A 21,879-nucleotide genomic window follows, 5' to 3' on the forward strand; every position below is an offset into this window, starting at 1 on the left:
CCCCTATCTCGAATTCAAGGTTTGCATGAGCGACAGGGCGGCCGGCTTCTGGCTGAAGTCGAGGCCGCTCTTGATGAGCTGATCCAGTTCCAGCCGAGCGCGCGCCGTATCGCCGCTCTTCGCGAGCGCGGCCGCGTAATGGTACTGGATGTCTCCGGCATCCGGCGCTTTGGTCAGCGCTTGCCGGAGGAGCTTGATGCCGCGCTCGGTCTGCCCGCGCTGGACCAGGATCCAGCCCAGCGTGTCCATGACGGTGGGGTTGTCGGGCTTGAGCTTGAGGGCCTGCTCGGCATACCCGAGCGCGCGGCCGTCATTCATTTCGGAAAGCGACCAGGCAAGATTGTTGAGCACGACCAGGTTGTCCGGCGCGCTCTTGTTCAAGACAAGATACTGTTCGGAGGCTGCCCTGTACTGGCTACGCTTGAGCAGGCTCTCCGCCAGGGCGGCGCGAACGCGGACATCCTGCGGATGGGTGGCGAGCCAGTCGGCGAGGTGCTTCTCGCCGGCTTCGGGACGGCCGGCGGCGGTGAAGACCTCGAGCTCGCGAATCAGCAACGGCCCCGATGGAGCAAGGCGCTGGGCGCGGTCGTAGGCGCTCAGGGCGCCGGCATAGTCCTTGCGCGCATAGGCGGCATCCCCCTCAAGCGTGAAGCCGGCCGGCGAATCGGGCTTTTGCTTCTGGATCTGGCGGGCGATGGCGAGCGTGCTGTCGAAGTGCGTGCGCTGGATTTCGATTCCGCCCAGCATCAGTTGCGCCTCGAGGAAATCGGGCTGGATGCGCAGCGCGTCCTGCAGGTTCCGCGCCGCCCCATCGAGATCCTTCGCGGCGATTTGCGCGGCGGCGAGCTTGGCGAGCGGGGCCGGCTGGCGCGGCTGCAGTTCGACGAGCTTCTTGTAGCTTCCTTGCGCGTTGGGCATGTCGCCGAGCGCGAGTTGCGTGGCGCCGAGTAGATCCAGTGCGGCCGGGTCGTCTGGATGCGCGTCGACGGCCTCGCGCGCCATCGCGAGCGCCTTGTTCCGGTTTCCTTTCGCGAGGAGGTAGCGCGACAGGGCAAGGCGTGGCGCCAAAGCCTGTGGATGGACCGCGGCTGCCTTTTCCAGCCAGCTTACGTATGTCTTCTCGTCACGTCGGCGCAAGCCGAGATCGGCCAGCGCCAGCATCGCATTGAGGTTCTTCGGATCGGCCTTGAGGACGCTCTCGAAGCGTCCTGCCGCATTTGCCGGCTGGCTGTCCGCGAGATCGAGCTGCGCGAGATTGGCTGCGGCCGGGAAGAATGCCGGTTCGAGCTTGACGGCCTGATCGAAGCTGTCGCGTGCGCGCGCCGTGTCGCGCTTGCCAAGATAGGCGGCGCCCCGGTAGTTCCACGTCGCCGCACCGGGGCCCTGCTTCTTTTCAAGCGCCGCGATGCTCGCCAGTGCGGCGTCGAACTGCTTGTCTTCGAGTTGACTGAGAATGATGACCGTACCCGCGCGGCTGCCACCCTCCATGCCGGCTGCGGCATGCAGGTCGGTCATCGCGCGGCTGTCGCCCTGGGCGAGGCGGGAAATGCCGAGTTCGGTGCGAATGGCGGCGCTTGCGGGGTCGCGCTTCGCGGCTTCTTCGAAGTATGCCGAGGCCTTGGCGAAGTCCTTGCGCGCCAAGGCGATTTCCCCCGCCACGATCAGCACGCCGGGGTCCTGGGCGGCCGTCCGCAGCGCCGGTGCGAGGGTGCTCGCCGCGTCGTCCATGCGGCCCTGGCGCAATTGGGAGGCAGCCAGCATGCGCACGGCATACAGGTTGTTCGGGGTTGCCGCGACCACCTTGTTGAGATACGTCTCGGCCATTTGCGGATTGCCGAGGGCATATTCGATCGAGCCACCCAGCAGCAGCGCGGGCAGATAGTCCGGCGCAGCCTTCAGTACCGACGCAATCTCGTCGTGCGCGCGATCGGTGTGCTTCTCGCGGAAATCGATCAATGCCCGCGTGTAGCGTGCCTGTACGCTGCGGGGGCTGATCTTCAACGCAGAGTCGACCTCCTGTCGTGCGTCGTCCAGCTTGTTCTCCGTGATCGCGATCCCAGCCAGCGCCAGATGCGCGCCGCTGTGCATCGGATCGAGCCTGAGCACTTCGCGATAGACGGCCGCCGCCTCGGCGGGCTTGCCGGTGGTGCGCAGCACATCGCCCTTCAGCAAGAGGCTGTCGCGATGCCGGGGGTCGATGCGCAGCGTCTCGTCGAGTTCCTGCATGGCCTGGCCGGGGTCCTTGTCGGCCAGCGCGAGCTGCGCGAGTGCGAGATGAACGTCGGCATTGTCGGGCGCTGCCTGCAGTGCATGCTGCAGCGACTTGCGGGCATCATCCTTGCGCCCGACGCCCAGTTCGGCCGTGGCGCGCAGCGCCTGCAGCGTGATGCTGTCGGGGTCATTACCGGCTGCCGCGGGCAATTCGTCCAGCACGCGCTGGAAGGCACGCTGCCCCAGCAGCGCCCGCGCGATCATCGGATTGACGACGTTGGCGGCCATGCCGGCTTCGCGGGCGCGGCGGAATTCCTTCTCCGCACTGGCGAGGTCGAGCTGGGCGAGATAGAGCTTGCCCAGCTCGAAGCGGGCCTCGGCATTCCGCTCGTCCTTCGCGACCGCATTCTTCAGCTCGATCGTCGCCGTCTTGTAGTCGCCTGCCGCCAGCTTGGCACGGGCGTCCTTGAGCAGCTCCGCGCTGTCCTCGCCGCCGCACGCGACGAGCAATCCTGCGGCGAGGATGAGGGCGGGCAGGGAACGCGCTGCAGGCACGGACGTCATGGTAAGGCTCTCCTCGTATCGTTGCGGGGCGGCCGACAAGGCCTTACTTCATGCCGATCTTGGCCATCAGGTCGTAAAGGGTGGGGCGGGTGATCCCGAGAAGCTCCGCCGCTTGCGCGATGCTGCCGTCACTGTGTGCCAGGGCGCGGCTGACAGCCTGCCGCTCGGCATGCTCACGTGCCTGGCGCAGATTGAACGGCTGCGGCTCGGCCTCTCCCAGCTCGAGTCCGAGATCGGCCGCCGTGATCTGGGTGCCGTCGGCCATGATCGCGGCGCGCTTGATCAGGTTTTCCATTTCGCGCACATTGCCCGGCCAGGCGTGGGCCTCCAGGACGCTCAGCGCATCGGCGGTGAATCCGCGGAGGGTGCGCCCCAGCTCGCGGGCATAGCGATCCAGGAAGGCCTGGGCCAGCAGGACGGCATCACCCGGGCGCTCGCGCAGCGGGGGGATCTTCACCGATATCTCGGAGAGCCGGTAATACAGGTCCTCGCGGAAATTGCCCTCCTGGATCATCGCGGCGAGATCGCGGTGCGTCGCGCAGACGACCCGGACGTCGACCGGGATTTCGCCGCGGCCTCCCAGCCGTTCGATCACGCGCTCCTGCAGAAAGCGCAGCAGCTTGGCCTGCAGGGGCATCGGCAGGTCGCCGATCTCATCGAGGAAGAGCGTGCCTTCGTTGGCATATTCGATGCGGCCGATCGTCTGCTTGGCTGCGCCCGTGAACGCACCCTTCTCGTAGCCGAACAACTCGGACTCCAGCAGCGTGTCGGGGATCGCGGCGCAGTTGATGGCGACGAAGCGCTTGCCCGCCCGCGGCGACAACTCGTGCACGCCGCGCGCGAGCACCTCCTTGCCGGTGCCGGATTCACCGAGCAGGAGCACGGTGGCGTTGGCCGGGGCGACCTTTTCGATGGTGCGGCAGATCTTCAGCATCGGCTCGCTGCTGGTGATGAGGCCCTGCAGCGAGGAGCGGGACTGCTGCGCGAGCAGCTGGCGGTTTTCGCGCTCCAGCGCGTGGAGATGCAGGGCACGCGCGATCATCAGGGCGAGGACGTCGGGGTCGAACGGCTTCTGGAAGAAATCGTAGGCGCCGAGATGGATCGCCTTCACCGCATTGCTGCGGTCGAGGTTGCCGGTGACGACGATGACCTTGGTGGCGGGCGCGAGCGACAGGATCTGCTGCAGGGCGGCGAGGCCCTCGGTGGCGCCGTCGACGTCCGGCGGCAGGCCGAGGTCGAGCAGCACCACCGGCGGTTCGTGGCGGCGCAATTGCGCGATGGCGCTGTCCCGATCGGCAGCGACCACCAGCTCATAGTCGCCCAGGCTCCATTTCAGCTGCTTCTGCAGTCCGGGGTCGTCTTCTACCAGCAGTATTTTTTCTTTGGCGTCGCTCATGCGGCGTCTCCTCCTCCAGCAGGTGCATTATGGTCCAGCGGCAGGCTGAGGCGGAAGTGGGTGCCGCGCCCCGGCACGCTGTCGACTTCGACGCTGCCCCCCAGGGCACGCAGCGTCTCGCGGCATTCGTACGCGCCGATGCCCATGCCCGCGCCCTTGGTCGAATCGAACGGCTGGAACAAGCGGGTGCGAATGAAGTCGTCGTCCATGCCGCTGCCGCTGTCGATGACCTCGATCAGCGCACGGCCGCCCTGCTCGCTGCCGCGCAGCGTCACCTGTCCGCTCGCCGGTGTGGCCTCCAGCGCGTTCTGCAGCAAATGGCCGATCGCACGTGCGAGCTGGTCGCGGTCGGCGCGTACGCGCAGCGATGACGACGGCAGTTCCACCGTCGGGCGCAGCTTGAAAGCCTGCTTGCTGGCTGCGGCCTCCTTCAGGACGTCGGCCAGCGGAACGGATTGTGCGACCGCCGTTTCGCTGCCGCGACGCAGCTGCGCGAGCACCTTGTTCATCCGGGTGACGGCGTTCTCCACCGTGTCGAGCATGTCCGCCTGGAACTCGGGCTTGTGCTTGTGCTTCTCGGCGTTCGCGAGCAGCAGGGACAGCTGCGCGACGAGGTTTTTCAGGTCGTGGATGACGAAGGTCGTGGTGCGGTTGAAGGACTCGAACTGGCGCGCCACGATCAGCTGGTTGGATGCGCGCATTTGCGCCAGGTGCGCCGCGGCCTGGCGGGCCGCCACCTTGAGCAGGTCGCTGACTTCCCAGTTGAAGCTGACGTTTCCCAGCGAATGCTTGAGGACGACGAAGCCGAGCAATTCGTCGTGCAGCATCAGCGGCACCACCAGCCAGGCATTTGCCGCGCTGCGCAACCACGCCGGCGGCTCGAGGTCGCCATAGAGGTCCGGGCGCACCTTCATTTCGTCGAGATCCACGACCCATTGCTTGTCTGCAAGCCAATGGATGAACGGGGAGGCGTCCGGCTCGATTCCCTGGATGTCGGCCCAGTTCCAGTGGCTGGCGCGCTGATAGCCGGCATGGCCCTCGCGCATCCAGAGTGCGCCGCCCGGGCTTTCGAGCAATCGGGCAAGCGCCTCGACGGCCCGTTCGCACAACTGTTCGCCGGGCTTTCCTTCGGTGAGGGTGCGGGTGAACTTGAGCCACTCCTCGCGATAGTCGTAGCGGTAGCTGAAGAAGTGCTTCGACAGGAACACGCGCAGGCGCGCACGCAGCGTGCCGGAAAACATCAGCAGGATCAGCAGCATCGCGGCGGCGAAGACGAACACCGTCTGCATCACGTCGCCCCATGCGCCACCGAACAGGCGCAGGTAATAGCCGGCGCCGGCCATCAGCAGCAGATAGATCCCGGCTCCGAACAGGCTTGCGGTATGGAAGGCCATCCTGCGCGAAAGGCCGACCGGTGCGGCCCATTCGGGATTGCGGGCGGCGGAGACCGCGACCAGCGGCGTAACGAGCGCGGCCACGTAGCCGCGCGCGGCCCAGGCCTGTGCGTCCATTGCGTAGAACAGCGCCGCGTGGACGTAGAGATAGAAGTCGTAGACGAACAGCCCGCCCAGCCCGAGGCAGAGAAACTTGATTGCCCAGCGGTCTTCCGGCCGGGTGCTGCGATAGACCTGTTCGGTGAGCACCAGTCCCATGACGGTGAGCAGAACCAGCCCCATGTTGCCGGCCCAGACCGCCACCAGCGGGCGGCTCGGCGCGAGGCCGGGATACAGGCTTGCGACGAGCAGGTAGCCGACGAGGACGGTACTGGCGGCGCGGATGACGCGCAGGGGCGTGGGCAGGCGGGCGCCGGGCGGCAGGCGCAGGTGCAGGATGTAGAACATCAGGGCGAGCCAGGCACCGTCGCGGGCGACCTCGAAGGCGAGGCCGAGCCAGGGCTGGACCCCTCCCAGCGCGGTGAGCGCAAGCAACGCCCCCCATGCGGCGCTGATGCCGGTGGCGAGGACAAGCAGGCGTCCCTGGGGGCGTCGCCGCCAGCTGGCGACGATCAGGCCGGATAACGCGAAGTAGGCGAGGGCCGCCAGCCCATAGCCGACGGCGGCCAGGAGAAGCAGGGTGTCGGGCATGGTCGGGTCGCGGCGCGTGCGTCCTCAGCGCACGCCTTTCCCCCAAAGCACGACCTGGGCGGTCTGGAACAGGATCATGAGGTCCAGAAACAGGCTGTGATTCTTGACGTAGTAGAGGTCGTATTGCAGCTTGTGCATGGCGTCCTCGTCGGAGGCGCCGTAAGGGTAGCGCACCTGCGCCCAGCCGGTGATGCCCGGCTTCACGGTGTGGCGGACGCCGTAATAGGGAATCTTCTGCGTGAGATCCTGCACGAAATAGGGGCGCTCCGGGCGCGGTCCGACGAAGCTCATGTCGCCCAGGAAGACATTGAAGATCTGCGGCAGCTCGTCGATGCGGGTACGGCGGATGAAGCGCCCGGTCAGGGTCACGCGGCTGTCGTTCTGGCCTGCCCAGCGCGGCTTGCCGTCCTTCTCGGCGTCGACGCACATGCTGCGGAACTTGAGGATGGTGAAGTTGCGGCAGCCCTGGCCGACCCGTTCCTGGCGATACAGGACGGGGCCCGGGCTTTCCAGCTTGATGAGGAGCGCCGCGATCGCCATGATCGGCAGGCATACGACGAGCATCGCGGCGCTCACCAGCAGGTCGAAGAGGCGCTTGGCGGTGTCCCGCAGCATGCCCTGGTGGAAGCCCTCGGACAGGATCATCCAGCTGGCGTTCATCGAATCGAGCTGGAGATGACCATTCTCGCGCTCGAAGAAACTCGACAGTTCAAGCACGCGGATCCCGTTCAGCTTGCAGCGAAGCAGGTCCTGAACCGGCATGCCGCCCCCGCGCCGGTCGCGCACGGCGAGAATGATTTCGCTGATCTGCAGCCGCTGGACCAGTTCGGGGAGCGGCTCGTCGGTGTCGAGAATACGGGCATGGTCGACGAAATGATGACTCCCGCCCATGGGCAGGTAGCCGACGACCTGGACGTTGCTGGTGCGCGAGCGCTTGGCCAGCATGGCCTCGATGTGGGCCGCCCGGCTGCCGGTGCCGATCACCAGGGTGCGCGTCTTGAGGGCGCCGACGCCGGCCCAGCGGATGAACAGCGCCCGGCTCAGCAAAATGCCCAGCAGGGCCAGGCCGAACGACAGCAGGAATGCCCCACGCCCGACCAGCAGGTCGGGAAAGAAATAGAACAGCAGGCTCATGGTGATGAGCCCGAGTCCGAAGCTCAGACCGAGGCGCTGGAGAAGGGCACGAATCCCCCCCTGCCATTCGAGGTCGTACAGGCCGCTGGCGGTCATCAGGCCGAGCATGACGATGGCGAAGGTCAGGGCCTTGGGCAAAAGCGGCGCGAGTTCCTTCGGGACCGTGTTTACGTCGAGAAAGCGCGCGCTCACCCCGGCATAGATCGAACCGCCGAGGATCAGCGCCTCGATCAGGACCAGCAGCAACAGGTTGAGCGGCACGTAGTGCCGGAAGAATCGAATCACGGCCCTTCACTCAAGCGGGAAGTTGGCACTTGTTCGAGCATCTTCCATGCCAGACATTGCCGCAATGCGAAGTGTCAAACGAGCGCCCGCACCTGGGGCAGGCGCAGCCGCCGGGGGCTTCCATCGGCCTGCAGCCGCTTCAGGTTGCGCAGCTCGGCGGCGGGGTAGACGAGCAGATCGACCCGCGCGCGGGGGTCGTCGATCGCGAAGCGGGGGTAGAGCCGCCCCCCGGCGTCGGCGGGACGGTATTCCCCCGCCTGGTAGGGGACGGGCATTCGCATCAGCAGGAATTCGAGGTCCTTCTGGTGGTCGGTGAAGAGTTGTAGGTTGATGTCGGCATGGGGTCCGGCCGTGCCGTTGAGCACGGGGCCGGTAAGGTGGGGGTCGAACGCGGCCAGTTGCTCCATGTACTCGATCGCAGTCTGCCGCAGCAGCATCAGCTGGGCCCGCGTTTCGTCGGTCTGGTAGATCGCCTGATAGCTGCGCAGCGCTTCTTCGATCTGCAGGTTGTCCGGCAGATTGCCGCTGTCGGATACACCCAGCTGGCGAGCCGCCTTGCGCTTGGCACTGCCGTAGTCGAGGCTGCCATCCTCGGCGAGCATGCGTGCGGCCGCGTGGGCGATGCGCCGCCGCAGGTCCTGATGCTTCATAACGGAGATCCCGGGAAGGCCGGTTCTGCGGGCGCCGTCGGCGCTTCGGGAGAGCTGCCGCCGGTGGCCGCCGGCGTGTCCGGCGGCGGGAATTCCTGGTAGAAATATTCGGTCATGCCGCCCGTATCGGCGCCCAGGATATTGCCAAGGAATTCGCCGATCGGATTGTCCGCGACGCGGGTGCCGGTGGCCGGGTCGATTTTCACGCTGATGATGCCGCTGGGCATGGTCCAGGTTTTTTGCGGCACGCCCTTGAGCGCCGTTCCCATGAAGTTGATCCAGATGGGGAGCGCGGATTGGGCGCCGGTTTCGCGCGCGCCGAGCGAGCGCGGCTGGTCGTAGCCCATCCAGGTGATCGTCACGAGGTCCGGTGTGTAGCCGGCAAACCAGGTGTCGCGCGCGTCGTTGGTGGTGCCGGTCTTGCCGGCGATGTCGCTGCGCCCGAGTCGCGCCGCGCTGGCGCCGGTGCCGTAGCGCACGACGTCCTGCATCATGCTCGTCATCAGCCAGGCGTTGCGCGGATCGATCACGCGCGGCGCGCCGCCGCCCGCCTTCTGCGGGCGCGCCTGCATCAGGAGGCGGCCGTCCTTGTCGTAGACCTTGTCGATCAGGTAGGGCTTGACGGCGAAGCCGCCATTCGCGAATACGCCGTACGCCGCCGCGAGCTGCAGCGGGGTGACGCTGCCGGCGCCCAGGGCCATGGTGAGGTAGGGCGGGTGGCGCGCGGGGTCGAAGCCGAACCGGCGGATGTAGTCGCGCGCGTATGCAGGGCCGATCCCCTGAAGAATCCGGATCGACACCAGGTTGAGCGATTTGGTGAGTGCGGTGCGCATGCGCACCGGCCCGCTGGTGTCGCCATCGTAATTCTGCGGCTCCCAAGCGGTGCCGCCGGCCTCGTCGGCGCTCAGCGTGAGCGGCATGTTGTCGATCATGGTGGCCGGCGTGTAGCCCTTCTCGAGCGCCGCCGAGTAGATGAAGGGCTTGAAGCTCGATCCCGGCTGCCGCCAGGCCTGCGTCACGCGGTTGAACTTGTTGCGGTGGAAATCGAAGCCGCCGACCAGCGCGGTAATCGCCCCGTCTTCGGGATTGATCGCGACCAGGGCGGCCTCGACCTCCGGAAGCTGGGCGAGGCGCCAGTCAGGCTTGGCGCCCGTCGCCTGCACCCGAACCACCGCCCCGGGGGCGAGCTGCCGGCCCTTCTTTGCGGCAACCCAGTTGGCCACCCACTTCAGCGAGGCGCCCGAGATGTCGACGATCCTGCCGTCGTCGAGTTCGGCACGGATCAGCTTGGGGCTCGCACTGAGCACGACGGCCGGCAGCATGTCGCTGACCGGCGCGAGGTCGGACAGGGCGTCGGCGATCGCTGCCTCCCGTTCCGTCTTGCCGGCCGGCAGCGAGATCGTCTTTTCCGGCCCGCGGTAGCCGTGCCGCTGATCGTAGTCCGCGATGCCGCGCCAGACCGCGAGGTCGGCGGCGGCCTGTTGGGCACGGCGCAGCGTGGTGACGGCCTTGTAGCCGGAGCTGTAGATGGATTCGCCGTACTGCTCGAACAGGGCCTGGCGCACCATTTCCGCGGCGTAGTCGGCGGAGACGTCGGTCTGCTGGCGCGCCTGGTGGACCACCAGCCGCTGCTTCACCGCTGCCTCCCAGGTCGGCCTATCGATGAATTTTAGTGCGAGCATGCGTCCCAGCACGTATTCCTGGCGTGCCTTGGCGCGCGGGAAATTGACGACCGGGTTGTAGCGCGACGGTGCCTTCGGCAGCCCCGCGAGCATGGCAAATTCGGCGAGCGAGAGTTCGCGCATGGGCTTGCCGAAATACGTGCGCGCCGCGGCCTCGAACCCGTAGGCGCGCTGGCCGAGGTAGATCTGGTTCAGGTAGAGCTCGAGGATCTTGTCCTTCGAGAGGCTGTGCTCGATCTTGATCGCCAGCATCGCTTCGGACAGCTTGCGGGTCAGCGTCTTCTCGTTCGACAGGAAGAAATTGCGCGCCACCTGCATGGTGATCGTCGAGGCGCCTTCCTTGGCGCCGCCCGAGACGAGGTTGGCAATCGCTGCGCGCATCACGCCGAGGGTGTCGACGCCGCCGTGCTCGTAGAAGCGCTCGTCTTCCGCGGCGATGATGGCCTGCTTCATGTACGTCGGGACTTTTTCGATCGGGATGAAGGCGCGGCGCTCCTCGCCGAACTCGCCGATCAGCGCCCCGTCAGCCGTATAGACGCGCAGCGGGAGCTTGGGCTTGTAGTTCGTCAGCGCCTCGATCGGCGGCAGATTCGGGTAGATCAGGGCTGCCGCCAATCCCGCCAGCGCCGTGCCGACGACGCCCAGGCTGATGATCAGGGCGAGTGCGTAATGCCACCATTTCGAAAACATCCGGTTCCTTCAATACAGACGGCGTGGGGCCGACACTATCACATCAAGGGCGTGCACCGCCCGGGCGGGCAGTCAGCGGCGATGGCTCGGCAGCCTGCCGATTCATGCGCCTGGCCTGTCGCGGCCGTGCGCTGCCGGCCGGGTCGCCGGCCTGCCGGCGGGTCGGGTGGAGCCCTTCAAGATGATGCCTAAAGTTTCCGCCGATTATAGGCGTTAGTGGTGTTGGAAATTGGACACAGTTGTTCAACTCTAGGGTTGTCGCAAGAAAAAGACTGTTAAAAACCGTGTGTTGTTGCTAGCATCTAAAAACCATAATAAGAACAAGCGCCAACCCACCGAAGTGTAAAGGAAAACTCTTGCACCTGAATATCAATCTGGACTGGCTGTCCACCAAGGGCTTGCCCATACTCGGGCTCGATATCAGCACGACTGCGGTCAAGCTGGTGGAACTGTCCGACGCCGGGAAGGGCATGCTCCGGGTGGAACGCTATGTCATCGAACCCTTGCCCAAGGACGCCGTGACCGACGGCAACATCGCCAACCTCGACCAGGTGGCCGATGCCCTGCGCACCGCCTGGAAGAATCTGGGGACCCGGATCAAGAACGTGGCGCTGGCATTGCCGTCTTCCGCGGTCATCACCAAGAAGATTCTGGCGCCCGCGAGCCTGAAAGGGATCGACCTGGAGAATCAGGTGGAGGCCGAGGCCAACCAGGTCATCCCCTTCTCGCTCGACGAGGTGAACCTCGACTTCCAGGTGCTCGGCCCCTCGCCTGCCAGCCCGGACGATGTCCAGGTGCTGCTCGCCGCCGCCCGCAAGGAGAAGGTCGAAGACCGCGTCGCGGCGGTTGAAGCGGCCGGCCTCAAGGCGCTGATCATGGATGTCGAATCCTTTGCGACGCAGACGGCCTACGAGCAGATCGCGCATCTGCTGCCCAATGGGGGCGCCGGGCAGACCGTGGCGATCATCGACGTCGGCGCCCAGAACATGCACATCAATATCCTGAACGACAACGAGTCGGTCTACTTGCGCGAGCATGGCTTTGGCGGCAACCAGCTCAACAACGAGATTTCGCGCCGCTACGGCATGACCAGCGACGAGGCGGAGAACGCCAAGCGCAAGGGTACGCTGCCCGAGAGCTACGACATGGAGGTGCTGCAGCCTTACAGCGAGACCCTTGCAATGGAGATCGGCCGGGCGCTGCAGCTGTTCACCACGTCGACGCAGTATCGCAAGGTCGACCAGATCCTGCTCGCCGGCGGCGGCGCCATGATCCCGGGCATCGACGAGGTCGTCGCCCAGCGTACCGGCACGCCGACGATGGTCGTCAACCCGTTTGCCAACATGGCAGTCGGCTCCAAAATCCGGCCCCAGGCATTGACCGCCGATGCGCCTTCCCTGTTCGTCGCTTGCGGCCTTGCCATGCGGAGGTTCGATCCCCAATGATCCGCATTAACCTGCTCCCCCACCGTGAACTTGCGCGTGCCGCCCGGCGCCGCCAGTTCAATATCCTGCTCGGCATCGCCGTCGCTGCCGGCGTGCTCGCGGTCGTGCTCGGCCACAGCGTGATTGCGGCCCGCCAGTCGACGCAGGATGCCCGCAACGCCTACCTCGAACAGGAGATCGCCAAGCTCGACAGCCAGATCGGCGAAATCAAGAAGATCCGCGAGCAGACCCAGGCACTGCTTGAACGCAAGCGGGTCGTCGAGACGCTGCAGTCCAACCGCACCGAGGTCGTTCATCTGTTCGACCAGATGATTCGCCTGCTGCCTGACGGCCTTTATCTGAAGTCCTTCAAGCAGACCGGCGATACCGTCACCCTCAGCGGATATACGCAGTCGAGCGCGCGCGTGTCGACACTGATGCGCAACCTCGACGCCTCGCCGTGGTTCGAGGCCCCCAATCTGGTCGAGATCAAGGCCGCGACCGTGAACAACCTGCGTGCCAACGAGTTTGTGCTGACCGTCAAGCAGACGCATCAGCAGCCGGACAGCGCGAATGAGAAGGGGGGCAAGGCATGACGCTGGACGAACTCAACAAACTCGACCTGAAGACCCTCGCGGACTGGCCACTGCCGACCAAGCTCGTTGCCCTCGGCCTGCTGGCCCTGGCGATCATTCTCGCCGGCTGGTGGTTCGACTGGCGCAGCGGCATGGCGACGCTCGACGCAGCCAAGCAGAAGGAAACCGAACTGCGCGGCGTGTTCACGACCAAGAAGAATCAGGCCATCAACCTGGACGCCTACAAGAAGCAGCTGGCCGACATCGGCCAGGCGTTCGGGGCCCTGCTCAAGCAACTGCCGAACAAGCAGGAAATGGATGCACTCATCACCGACGTCAACCAGGCCGGCCTGGGGCGTGGCCTGCAGTTCGACCTGTTCAAGCCGCAAGCCGAGACGGTGTCCGAGTTCTACGCGGAGACGCCGATCCAGGTCAAGGTCACCGGTGGCTACCACGACATCGCGGCTTTCGTCAGCGATGTCGCCAAGCTGCCGCGCATCGTCACCCTGCAGGACATCTCGATGGAGCCGAACAAGGATGGCGTGCTGAACATGGACGCCGTCATCAAGACCTATCGCTACCTGGACGATGACGAAGTCAACGCCCAGAAGCACGCCAAGGAGCACAAGAAATGAAGCGCCTGGCCATCGTTCTGACCGTACTGGGCTTGAGCGGCTGCGGCGGCGGCGACATGGACGACCTCCATCGTTTCGTCGCCGAGACCGGCAAGGACATGCAGGGCAAGATCGAGCCCCTGCCCGACGTCAAGCCCTACGAACCGTTCACCTACAGTGCCTTCGACCTGCCGGACCCGTTCAAGCCGCGCAAGCTTTCGACCGGCGGGGGCGGCGGCGTGCAGCCGGATTTCAGCCGCCCGAAGGAGCCGCTCGAAGCGTTCTCGCTGGAAACGCTGAAGATGGTGGGGGTGCTGTCCCAGAAAGGCGTGATCCAGGCCGTGATCAAGACGCCGGACAATGCGATCTACCACGTCAAGAAGGGCAACTACATGGGCCAGAATTTCGGCCTGGTCACCCAGATAACCGACAGCGAGGTGACCTTGCGTGAGATCGTGCAGGACAGCGCCGGGGACTGGTCCGAGCGCACCAGCACCCTCAACCTGCAAGAATGATTCGTAGCACTGAATTCCAAAGAGGCTGACATGAATGCATTGCCGAAAATCGTCCAGAAAATGACCCGCCATCTGCTCGGCGTCATCCTATTCACTGGCCTGATGCTGCCGTTCGCAGCGCGTGCCACCGATGCGCCGCCTACCGGCAATGCAGTGCAGAGCGTCGACACGACAACGCTGCCCGGGGGCAAGGTCGTCGTGCGCGTGACGCTCAAGAAGCCGCTCCCCGCCACGCCGGCCGGCTTCACCGTCGGTAATCCGCCACGTATCGCCCTCGACCTGCCCGACACCGGCAACGCGCTCGGGCGCAACACGGTCGAGGCCAACCTCGGCCCCCTGTCGAGCGTGAACGTGGTCCAGGCCGGGACGCGCACCCGCATCGTGCTCAACCTGAACAAGTCGGTCGAATACGACGCGTCGATCGACGGCAAGACCCTGCTCGTCGCGCTGGGTGACGTCGGCGCGGGCAGCGCGCCGGTTAATGCCAGCCCGCGCTTCGCCGAGGCGGCGCCCGGCGGCGCCCGCCACAGCATTCGCGACGTCGATTTCCGCCGCGGCGCCGGCGGCGAGGCGCGCATCGTGACGACCCTGTCCGATGCGCAGGCCGGCATCAACATCCGCCAGCAGTCGAACGGCGTGGTCGTCGACTTTGTCGGCACCGAACTGCCGAAGGCCCTGCAGCGCCGCCTGGACGTGGCTGATTTCGGCACCCCGGTGCAGACCGTCGAGACCTATACCCTGGGCGACAATACCCGCATGGTGATCCAGCCTAAGGGTGGCTGGGAATACTCCGCCTATCAAACCGACAACAGCTTCATCGTCGAGGTCAAGCCCAGCGACGACGCCCAGAAGAAGACCGCCGACGGCAAGGTGAAGTACACCGGCGAGAAGCTCTCGCTCAACTTCCAGAACGTCGAGGTGCGTTCGGTGCTGCAGGTCATCGCCGACTTCACCGGCCTCAACATCGTCGCCAGCGACACGGTCACCGGCAACCTCACCCTGCGTCTGAAGGATGTACCGTGGGACCAGGCGCTCGATCTCATCCTGCAGACCAAGGGACTCGACAAGCGTCAGAACGGCAACGTGATCTGGATCGCGCCCAAGGACGAACTGATGACGAAGGAAAAGCTCGAGTTCGAGGCGAAGAATCAGGTCGAGGACCTCGAGCCGCTGACGACCGAGTACATCCAGCTCAACTACATGCGGGCCGACGAGGCACGGTCGATGTTGTACGGGCTGACGAACACGATCACCGGCCAGTCGAGCGGTAATTCAGTTAACTGTTCGGCACAGGCGCAGGGCATTACCAGTGTCGCCGCGCAGGCCGCCCAGCAAACCCAGACTGGTGCGCAAGGCAATGACAAGATTCTCACCAAGCGGGGCCGTGCGACCTACGAATTGAAGACCAATACGCTGATCATCACGGACACGCCCCGCAAGATCCAGGAAATTCGTGAACTTCTGAAGCGTCTCGATGTGCCTGCACGCCAGGTCATGATCGAGGCGAGGGTCGTAGTCGCCACCGATGGCTGGAGCCGTGACCTTGGTGCCCGTCTGGGGCTTGCCGCAATCAACCGCACCGGACGGTACCAGAGTGGATTGACCGGAAACCAGGACCAGGCGGCTGCAATCACGCAAGGATACTTCCCGATGCAGGCGGTTAAGGGCACTCGCTACGACCCGGTGACCGACACATACAAGAGCGATGTACCGCTTGCTGGTACGGGTACGAATATCGTGAATTTCCCCGCCGGTAATGGTGCAGCGCAGCTTGCCATGTCCCTGCTGGACCGCGCAACCGGCAATCTCTTGAGTCTGGAATTGTCTGCGCTGGAAGCCGACAGCCGCGGTAAGGTGATTTCCAACCCGCGGGTGGTGACGTCGAACCAGAAGCCTGCAGTGATTCTCAACGGCACGCAGATCCCGTATATCACCCCGGGTACTCCCAACTCGCCGGCTACCGTAACGTTCAAGGATGCGTTCCTCTGCCTGCTGGTGGATCCGCAGATCCTCAATAACGACTCGGTTATCCTGAACGTCGAGGTACAGAAGGATGCGGTGAATGATTTGGTTGCAGTGCAAGGCAATCCCGCGATCAATACGAAGCGGATCAAGACGCAGGTGCGTGTGAACAATGGTGACACACTGGTTCTTGGCGGCATCTTCGACGGCGACGAAAGCACTACTGTCAACAAGGTTCCGCTGCTGGGGGACGTTCCTGTCTTTGGGAATCTGTTCAAGTCGACGAGCAAGGCGAACAGCAAGACTGAACTGATCATCTTCCTGACACCGCGTATCCTCGACGACAGATTGTCCTTGCAGTGATCGGTTCACATCCTGAAAGCGCGGGCGGGTCCCGCGCTTTTTTTCGCCCGTTTTCCCGCGAGGGCTCGTCCTTGTCGCGAGCGTCGTCCATTAGAATGGCGCCATGAGCAAGCAAGACAATCTTTACCTCGTCGGCTTGATGGGAGCCGGCAAGACGACCGTGGGCCGCCTCCTGGCTCGCCATTACGGTCGTACTTTCTATGATTCGGATCACGAAATCGAGGCGCGTACAGGCGTCAAGATTCCGGTCATATTCGAGATCGAAGGGGAAGCGGGCTTCCGCAAGCGTGAGGAAGCCATGATTGCCGAGCTCACGCACTTGTCCGGCGTCGTGCTCGCTACCGGCGGCGGGGCCGTCCTGTCGCAGACCAACCGCGAAAATCTCAAGAACAACGGTGTGGTGATCTACCTGCGCGGCATGCCCGAACAGCTCTACGAGCGGACCCGGCACGACCGCAACCGCCCCTTGCTGCAAACGGAGAATCCGCTGGCCAGGCTGCAGGAACTGTTCAGGCAGCGGGATCCGCTGTATCGCGAGGTCGCGGACGTCGTCGTCGACACGGGGCGGCAAAGTGTGTCCGGCATGACCCGTGCCTTGTACGGCAAGCTCGATTCGTTGACGCGCGGGCTCGCGCAGCCCGACACGGCGGACTGACGAGCATGGCCGTCGGCGTGGGCTTCCCGGGCTTGCTGGCGCAGACGGAACCGACATCGCTGCTACGCTGCGGCACAGGCGAAGCGCGCCCGCCCGAGGCCAACCGGCGATGACCCGCAATCCGGGGCTGAACGTCAATGCGCGTGCGCTGATGCGCCTGGGTGCACTCCTTTACACGCTGTTCGTCGTCTATGGCAGCCTGGTGCCGCTGAAATACCATGCGCTGCCGTGGGGCGAGGCCGTGGCGCGGTTCGCGGCGATCCCCTTTCTGAAGCTCGGCATCGGCTCGCTGGCGGACTGGGTCGCCAATCTGCTGTTGTTCATCCCGCTCTCTTTCTTATGGATGGGTGCATCCTGCGGCGGCGGTGCGCGCAGGTGCCGCGTGCTGGCGACGCTGGCGCTGATTCCGCTTGCCATCGCGCTGAGCGTCGGGATCGAATTCACGCAGTTGTTCTTCCCGCAGCGCACCGTTTCGCAAAACGACATATTGGCCGAAACGGTGGGGGGGATCGTCGGCGTCGTCGCGTGGTGGCTGGCCGGACGGCGCTTTGCCGAGTGGCTGCAGGGCTGGTGGCAGGTGCATAGCCGCGCCAGCCTGGGCGAACGTCTGGCGTCGACCTACCTGGCCGGCGTGCTGTTCTACAACGTGCTGCCGCTCGACCTGACGCTGAGCGCGGTCGAGATTTTTCACAAATGGCATCAGGGCAAGATCAATCTGGTGCCGTTTGCCGCGCTTCCCGCAGACCCGGCCGATGCCTTGTACGAAGTCGTCACCGACGCGCTGATCTGGACGCCGCTGGCACTCTTGTGGCGGCTCGACGGTTCCCGCAGCGCCCGGCGCGCATGGGGCATGACCGTGGCGACGGCCGCGATCCTGGAAATTCTGCAGCTGTTCGTCTATTCCCGCGTGAGCGATGTCAACGACGTGCTTGCGGCTGCCGTCGGGGCGGCGCTTGGCTGTTGGCTGGGCGGCGGGTGGGGCAGGCGCGCGATCCAGGCCGATCCGCAAGCCGACGCCGCACGGGCGAGGCTCAGCCCGTTTGCGGCGTGGTTGCCTTTTGCCCTGGCGCTCGGTTGGGCGGGCTGTCTGCTGTTCGTGTTCTGGTTCCCGTTCGACTTCAAGACCGACGGCGCGTTCATCAGGGGGCGCCTCGATTTCATCCACCGGGTTCCGTTCGAGGTGTATTACTTCGGCACCGAATTCCGTGCCGTCACCGAGGTGCTGCGGAAGATGCTGTTCTTCGCGCCGTTGGGGGGGCTCCTGGCGTGGGGCGTGGCACGCCGGCCGTGGCGTTGGCGCGGCCCGCTGTTTGCCGTGTCGATGCTGGGGCTGGCCCTGCTGCCCGCCGCGGTCGAACTCGGCCAGGTGATGCTGCCGGAGAAAATTGCCGACACGACCGACTGGCTGCTCGAATGGTTGGGCGGGCTGGCGGGCTATGGCATCGTTCGCCATCTGTTGCGCGCGCCGCGCCGTGTTGCGCCGATGCCGGAAACCGCGCACCCGGAGGTCGTGCCGGTGCTTCGGCCCGGGCGGTCGCCGCGTTGGCACATGCCGCTGATGCTGGCCGGAATGGGTGTGCTGTTCTGGGGCGCGACGCATGCGTCTTTCATGCCCTACAACGTGCGTGAACTGCTGCGCGACGATATTCCGTTGCTGTCGGTGCTGTTGCTGGCGATCGTGTGCTACTGGATGGCGGCATGGCCGATCTGGCTGGCCCGGCGGCGGGTCTCGGGCGTGGGGCGCTGGCTGCAACTGCCTTTCGGTCTGCTGGTTTACGGCAGTGTCGGCTTTTTGCTGCTGGACGCGGCCGTTCCCGACGAGAGCCTGTACGACCTCGCCGGCAGCCCCGTTCTTCACTGGCCCGGGCAGTGGGAACTCGGCTTGCGCTGGGTGGCGCTTTTTTCGGCGCCGGGGGTGCTGCTGTATCTGGCGGCGCAGACCGTGCGCCGATGGCGAGGGCGGCACCTGGGCGCGGCGCATTTCCTGGCGGCCCTGCCGGTTCTGTTGATCGCATACTGGGGCGTGGTCGTTCGCGCCGACACCGACAACCTCACCGAACTGATGGCGGCGCCGTATCCGCTGGCTTTCGCGGCACTCTGCGCCTGGGGCTACACGCTGTTCCTCGCCGCCGCGCTGCTCGCCTCGCCGTGGCCGGCGCGGCAACGCGTTCGGCGATTGTTCGGCGTGCTCGTGTCGCTGCCGCTGGCAATCTTGTGGCTACATCTCGGGCTGGCCGGCCACATTGCCAAGTACGGCCAGGAATTCTCGGCGCTGCAGTTCCTCCTCAGCAGAGATCGCCAGCACTACGCATCGACGGCGGTCATCTGGCTACGCTACGGCGTGCTGCACATGCTTGTCATCGCGGCGCTGGCGTCCCTACAATGGCCCCACTTCCGCGCCACACAACGACTACAAGGCCAGACAGCCCATGCACCTCATTGACGTCTTCAACGGCGATGCAGACGGACTCTGCGCGCTGCATCAGCTACGGCTGGAAGAGCCGGCTGATTCCGTTCTGATCACCGGACCGAAGCGCGACATCAGCCTGCTGAAGCGGGTCCAGGCGCAGGCTGGCGACCGGGTCACGGTGCTGGACATCGCGCTTTCCAAGAACCGGGACGCGCTCGATCGCCTCCTCGATGCCGGGGCCGAGGTGCGCTACTTCGATCACCACCAGCCCGGCGAGATCCCGGCCCATCCGCGCTTCGAGGCGCACATCGATACCGACGCCAACGTCTGCACCAGCCTGCTGGTCAATCGCCATCTGGTCGGTCGTCGCCTCGCGTGGGCCGTCGCCGCCGCGTTCGGCGACAACCTGGCCGACGCGGCGCGCCAGGCTGCCTTGCCGCTCGGATTGTCCGCCGAGCGCCTGACGCAGTTGCAGTCGCTCGGCGAATGCCTCAACTACAACGGCTACGGCGAGACGCTCGACGATCTCTTCTACGATCCCGCCGACTTGTACCGGCAGTTGCGTCCCTATGCCGACCCCTTCGCCTTCGTCGCTGAATCGCCGGCCTACCGCACGCTGCAGGCTGGCTATCGCGACGACATGGACCGCGCCGTTGCGCTGACGGCGGCCGAGTCACGCGAGGCGGGGCGTGTCTTCATGCTCCCGGCGGAGAAGTGGGCTCGACGGATTTCCGGCGTCTTCGGCAATCAGCTGGCGGTCGAGGCGCCCGCGCAGGCGCATGCCGTGCTCACGGCCAAGCCCGGTGGCGGCTATGTGGTCAGCGTGCGTGCGCCACTGCAGACCAAGTCCGGCGCGGACGAGCTGTGCAGCCAGTTCGAATCCGGTGGGGGGCGGAAGGGTGCGGCGGGAATCAACCACCTTCCGGAATCCGAGCTCGGCCGGTTTATCGCTCTCTTCTTCGAGATCTACAAATAGTCACGCGGACTTTGCCCGGAGCTGAATGGTGGACAAACTCATCGCGCCCTACGGCGGCACCCTCGTCAATCTGATCGATCCGGCGAAAGCGGCGGCGCTCAGGCAGGAAGCATTGAGCCTGCCTTCGCTCGACCTCGACTGGCGGCAGCAATGCGAACTCGAAATGCTGATGACCGGCGCGTACTCGCCGCTCGCCGGCTTCATGACGCGTGCGCAGTGCGAGCGCGTCGAGACGGCACGGCAGCTCGACGACGGCACCTTCTGGCCGGTGCCGATCACGCTCGGCAGCCGGCAGCAGGCGGCGGCAGGCCTCAAGCCGGGCGACCGGGTCGCCCTGCGCGATGGCGAAGGCTTCATGTTGGCGGTCCTGACGGTGAGCGATGCCTGGGAGGCGCACGACGAATGGCATCTGGGCGGGGCGATCGACGGCGTCGCGCTGCCGCCGCATCCGGATTTCGTGAGCCTGCGCGCCACGCCGGCCGAACTGCGTACGCTCTTTGCGCGCCGCGGCTGGCGCCGCGTCGTGGCTTGGCAGGCGCGCCAGCCGATGCATCGAGCCCAGTTCGAGTTCTGCCTGAAGTGCGGCATCGAGAACGAGGCCAATCTCCTCCTGCATCCGCAAGTGGGGGGCGACATCACGGAAGCGCCGGCCTATTTCGGCCTGGTGCGAAGCTTTCTCGCCATCCGCGAGCGCTTCCCCGCTGCCACCACCCAACTGTCGCTGCTGCCGGCCGCGCCGCGCGAAGGCAGCGCCCGCGCGCTGCTGCTGCGTGCGATCGTCGCACGCAATTACGGCTGCAGCCTGCTCATCGCGGGCGGCGAGCACCAGATCGACGGCGACTGCCGGCGCGGCGAGGACCTCACGCGGACGCATTCCGACCTGCCCGTGGCCGAACTGGCCGAGCGGGTGGGCGTGCGGCTCATCGCCTATCCGCGCATGGTGTACGTGGAGGACCGCGCGGAGTATCTGCCGGAATCCGAGGTGCCGTGCGGAGCGCGGCTGCTGACCCTGTCCGGCGACGAGTTCAGGCGCCGCATGCGGGCCGGCCTGAAAATTCCCGACTGGTATAGCTTCCCGGAGGTGATCGCGGAACTGCATCGGCAGAGCCCGCCGCGGGAGCGCCAGGGCTTCACCGTATTTTTCACCGGGCTGTCAGGCGCGGGAAAATCGACGCTCGCACGCGCGCTTGCCGCGCGCCTGATGGAAATGGGCGGCCGCTGCGTCACCCTGCTCGATGGCGACATCGTGCGCCGCCACCTGTCCTCCGAGCTCGGCTTCTCGCGCGCCCACCGCGACATCAACGTCCGCCGGATCGGCTTCGTGGCGAGCGAGATCACCAAGAACCGTGGCATCGCCATCTGTGCGCCGATCGCGCCGTATCGCCAGACGCGCCGTGACGTGCGCCACATGATCGAGGCGGTGGGCGGCTTCGTCGAGATCCATGTCTCCACTCCGATCGAGACCTGCGAAACGCGCGATCGCAAGGGCCTCTACGCCAAGGCACGCGCAGGCCTGATTCCGGAATTCACCGGCGTGTCCGATCCCTACGAAGTGCCCGAGCAGCCGGAGCTGGCGATCGACACCACCGGGCTGGGTATCGACGAGGCCGTGCAGCAGATCCTGCTGAAGCTCGAGCACGAGGGGTATCTGCGTTGAGACAGAGACACGCCGTGTGCCTCGCGACGTGC

General features: G+C 65.6%; 15 protein-coding genes. 9 read left to right on the forward strand and 6 right to left on the reverse strand.

Annotated elements, in window-relative coordinates:
- Positions 1-3: 3 nt before the first annotated feature.
- The 6 genes from prsT to VA613_RS01225 all read right to left on the reverse strand — a co-directional run bounded on the left by prsT (position 4) and on the right by VA613_RS01225 (position 10,696).
- Positions 4-2,775 (reverse strand): XrtA/PEP-CTERM system TPR-repeat protein PrsT, encoded by a 2,772-nt coding sequence (gene prsT, locus VA613_RS01200; protein WP_324780042.1) that lies wholly within the window; start codon positions 2,773-2,775, stop codon positions 4-6.
- Positions 2,776-2,818: 43 nt separating this feature from the next.
- Positions 2,819-4,171, reverse strand: a complete 1,353-nt coding sequence (gene prsR / locus VA613_RS01205) for a PEP-CTERM-box response regulator transcription factor (RefSeq protein ID WP_324780043.1) — start codon at positions 4,169-4,171, stop codon at positions 2,819-2,821.
- The gene (prsK, locus tag VA613_RS01210; protein ID WP_324780044.1) at positions 4,168-6,255 is read right to left on the reverse strand and encodes an XrtA/PEP-CTERM system histidine kinase PrsK; all 2,088 of its coding nucleotides are present in this window, start codon (positions 6,253-6,255) and stop codon (positions 4,168-4,170) included. The genes prsR and prsK overlap by 4 nt, the downstream gene beginning before the upstream one ends.
- A 24-nt stretch (positions 6,256-6,279) precedes the next feature.
- Positions 6,280-7,674, reverse strand: coding sequence for a TIGR03013 family XrtA/PEP-CTERM system glycosyltransferase (locus tag VA613_RS01215; RefSeq protein ID WP_324780045.1), 1,395 nt, complete (start codon positions 7,672-7,674; stop codon positions 6,280-6,282).
- 74 nt (positions 7,675-7,748) lie between these two features.
- Positions 7,749-8,324, reverse strand: coding sequence for a hypothetical protein (locus tag VA613_RS01220; RefSeq protein WP_324780046.1), 576 nt, complete (start codon positions 8,322-8,324; stop codon positions 7,749-7,751).
- Positions 8,321-10,696: a penicillin-binding protein 1A gene (locus VA613_RS01225; protein ID WP_324780047.1), complete on the reverse strand. Its 2,376-nt coding sequence runs from the start codon at positions 10,694-10,696 to the stop codon at positions 8,321-8,323. The genes VA613_RS01220 and VA613_RS01225 overlap by 4 nt, the downstream gene beginning before the upstream one ends.
- Positions 10,697-11,052: 356 nt before the next feature.
- Here VA613_RS01225 and VA613_RS01230 point away from each other — a divergent pair, with 356 nt between their 5' ends.
- The 9 genes from VA613_RS01230 (at position 11,053) to cysC (ending at position 21,847) form a co-directional block, all read left to right on the forward strand.
- The gene (locus VA613_RS01230; RefSeq protein WP_324780048.1) at positions 11,053-12,141 is read left to right on the forward strand and encodes a pilus assembly protein PilM; all 1,089 of its coding nucleotides are present in this window, start codon (positions 11,053-11,055) and stop codon (positions 12,139-12,141) included.
- Positions 12,138-12,716: a PilN domain-containing protein gene (locus VA613_RS01235; protein WP_324780049.1), complete on the forward strand. Its 579-nt coding sequence runs from the start codon at positions 12,138-12,140 to the stop codon at positions 12,714-12,716. The genes VA613_RS01230 and VA613_RS01235 overlap by 4 nt, the downstream gene beginning before the upstream one ends.
- Positions 12,713-13,330 carry a type IV pilus inner membrane component PilO gene (locus tag VA613_RS01240; RefSeq protein WP_324780050.1) on the forward strand — a complete coding sequence of 206 codons (618 nt, stop codon included), beginning with the start codon at positions 12,713-12,715 and terminating at the stop codon, positions 13,328-13,330. The genes VA613_RS01235 and VA613_RS01240 overlap by 4 nt, the downstream gene beginning before the upstream one ends.
- Positions 13,327-13,824 (forward strand): pilus assembly protein PilP, encoded by a 498-nt coding sequence (locus tag VA613_RS01245; protein WP_324780051.1) that lies wholly within the window; start codon positions 13,327-13,329, stop codon positions 13,822-13,824. The genes VA613_RS01240 and VA613_RS01245 overlap by 4 nt, the downstream gene beginning before the upstream one ends.
- A gap of 30 nt (positions 13,825-13,854) precedes the next feature.
- Positions 13,855-16,149 carry a type IV pilus secretin PilQ gene (gene pilQ, locus VA613_RS01250; RefSeq protein WP_324780052.1) on the forward strand — a complete coding sequence of 765 codons (2,295 nt, stop codon included), beginning with the start codon at positions 13,855-13,857 and terminating at the stop codon, positions 16,147-16,149.
- 103 nt (positions 16,150-16,252) lie between these two features.
- On the forward strand, positions 16,253-16,804 hold the full coding sequence (locus VA613_RS01255) for a shikimate kinase (RefSeq protein ID WP_324780053.1): 552 nt from the start codon (positions 16,253-16,255) through the stop codon (positions 16,802-16,804).
- Between the two features lie 109 nt (positions 16,805-16,913).
- Positions 16,914-19,247, forward strand: coding sequence for a VanZ family protein (locus VA613_RS01260; protein WP_324780054.1), 2,334 nt, complete (start codon positions 16,914-16,916; stop codon positions 19,245-19,247).
- The gene (locus tag VA613_RS01265) at positions 19,234-20,190 is read left to right on the forward strand and encodes an acetyltransferase (RefSeq protein ID WP_324780055.1); all 957 of its coding nucleotides are present in this window, start codon (positions 19,234-19,236) and stop codon (positions 20,188-20,190) included. Before VA613_RS01260 ends, VA613_RS01265 begins: the two co-directional genes overlap by 14 nt.
- A 25-nt stretch (positions 20,191-20,215) precedes the next feature.
- Entirely contained in the window at positions 20,216-21,847 is a 1,632-nt protein-coding gene (cysC, locus tag VA613_RS01270) for an adenylyl-sulfate kinase (protein WP_324780056.1), read from the forward strand.
- The last annotated feature ends 32 nt before the right edge of the window (positions 21,848-21,879 follow it).

Source organism: Thiobacillus sp. SCUT-2 (genome assembly GCF_035621355.1).
Lineage (GTDB): Bacteria > Pseudomonadota > Gammaproteobacteria > Burkholderiales > Thiobacillaceae > Thiobacillus > Thiobacillus sedimenti.

Coding starts and splice junctions, on each gene's coding strand:
- prsT (WP_324780042.1), bottom strand. CDS start 2,775: ATGACGTCCGTGCCTGCAGCGCGTTCCCTGCCCGCCCTCATCCTCGCC.
- prsR (WP_324780043.1), bottom strand. CDS start 4,171: ATGAGCGACGCCAAAGAAAAAATACTGCTGGTAGAAGACGACCCCGGA.
- prsK (WP_324780044.1), bottom strand. CDS start 6,255: ATGCCCGACACCCTGCTTCTCCTGGCCGCCGTCGGCTATGGGCTGGCG.
- VA613_RS01220 (WP_324780046.1), bottom strand. CDS start 8,324: ATGAAGCATCAGGACCTGCGGCGGCGCATCGCCCACGCGGCCGCACGC.
- VA613_RS01225 (WP_324780047.1), bottom strand. CDS start 10,696: ATGTTTTCGAAATGGTGGCATTACGCACTCGCCCTGATCATCAGCCTG.
- VA613_RS01235 (WP_324780049.1), top strand. CDS start 12,138: ATGATCCGCATTAACCTGCTCCCCCACCGTGAACTTGCGCGTGCCGCC.
- VA613_RS01240 (WP_324780050.1), top strand. CDS start 12,713: ATGACGCTGGACGAACTCAACAAACTCGACCTGAAGACCCTCGCGGAC.
- VA613_RS01245 (WP_324780051.1), top strand. CDS start 13,327: ATGAAGCGCCTGGCCATCGTTCTGACCGTACTGGGCTTGAGCGGCTGC.
- pilQ (WP_324780052.1), top strand. CDS start 13,855: ATGAATGCATTGCCGAAAATCGTCCAGAAAATGACCCGCCATCTGCTC.
- VA613_RS01255 (WP_324780053.1), top strand. CDS start 16,253: ATGAGCAAGCAAGACAATCTTTACCTCGTCGGCTTGATGGGAGCCGGC.
- VA613_RS01260 (WP_324780054.1), top strand. CDS start 16,914: ATGACCCGCAATCCGGGGCTGAACGTCAATGCGCGTGCGCTGATGCGC.
- VA613_RS01265 (WP_324780055.1), top strand. CDS start 19,234: ATGCACCTCATTGACGTCTTCAACGGCGATGCAGACGGACTCTGCGCG.
- cysC (WP_324780056.1), top strand. CDS start 20,216: ATGGTGGACAAACTCATCGCGCCCTACGGCGGCACCCTCGTCAATCTG.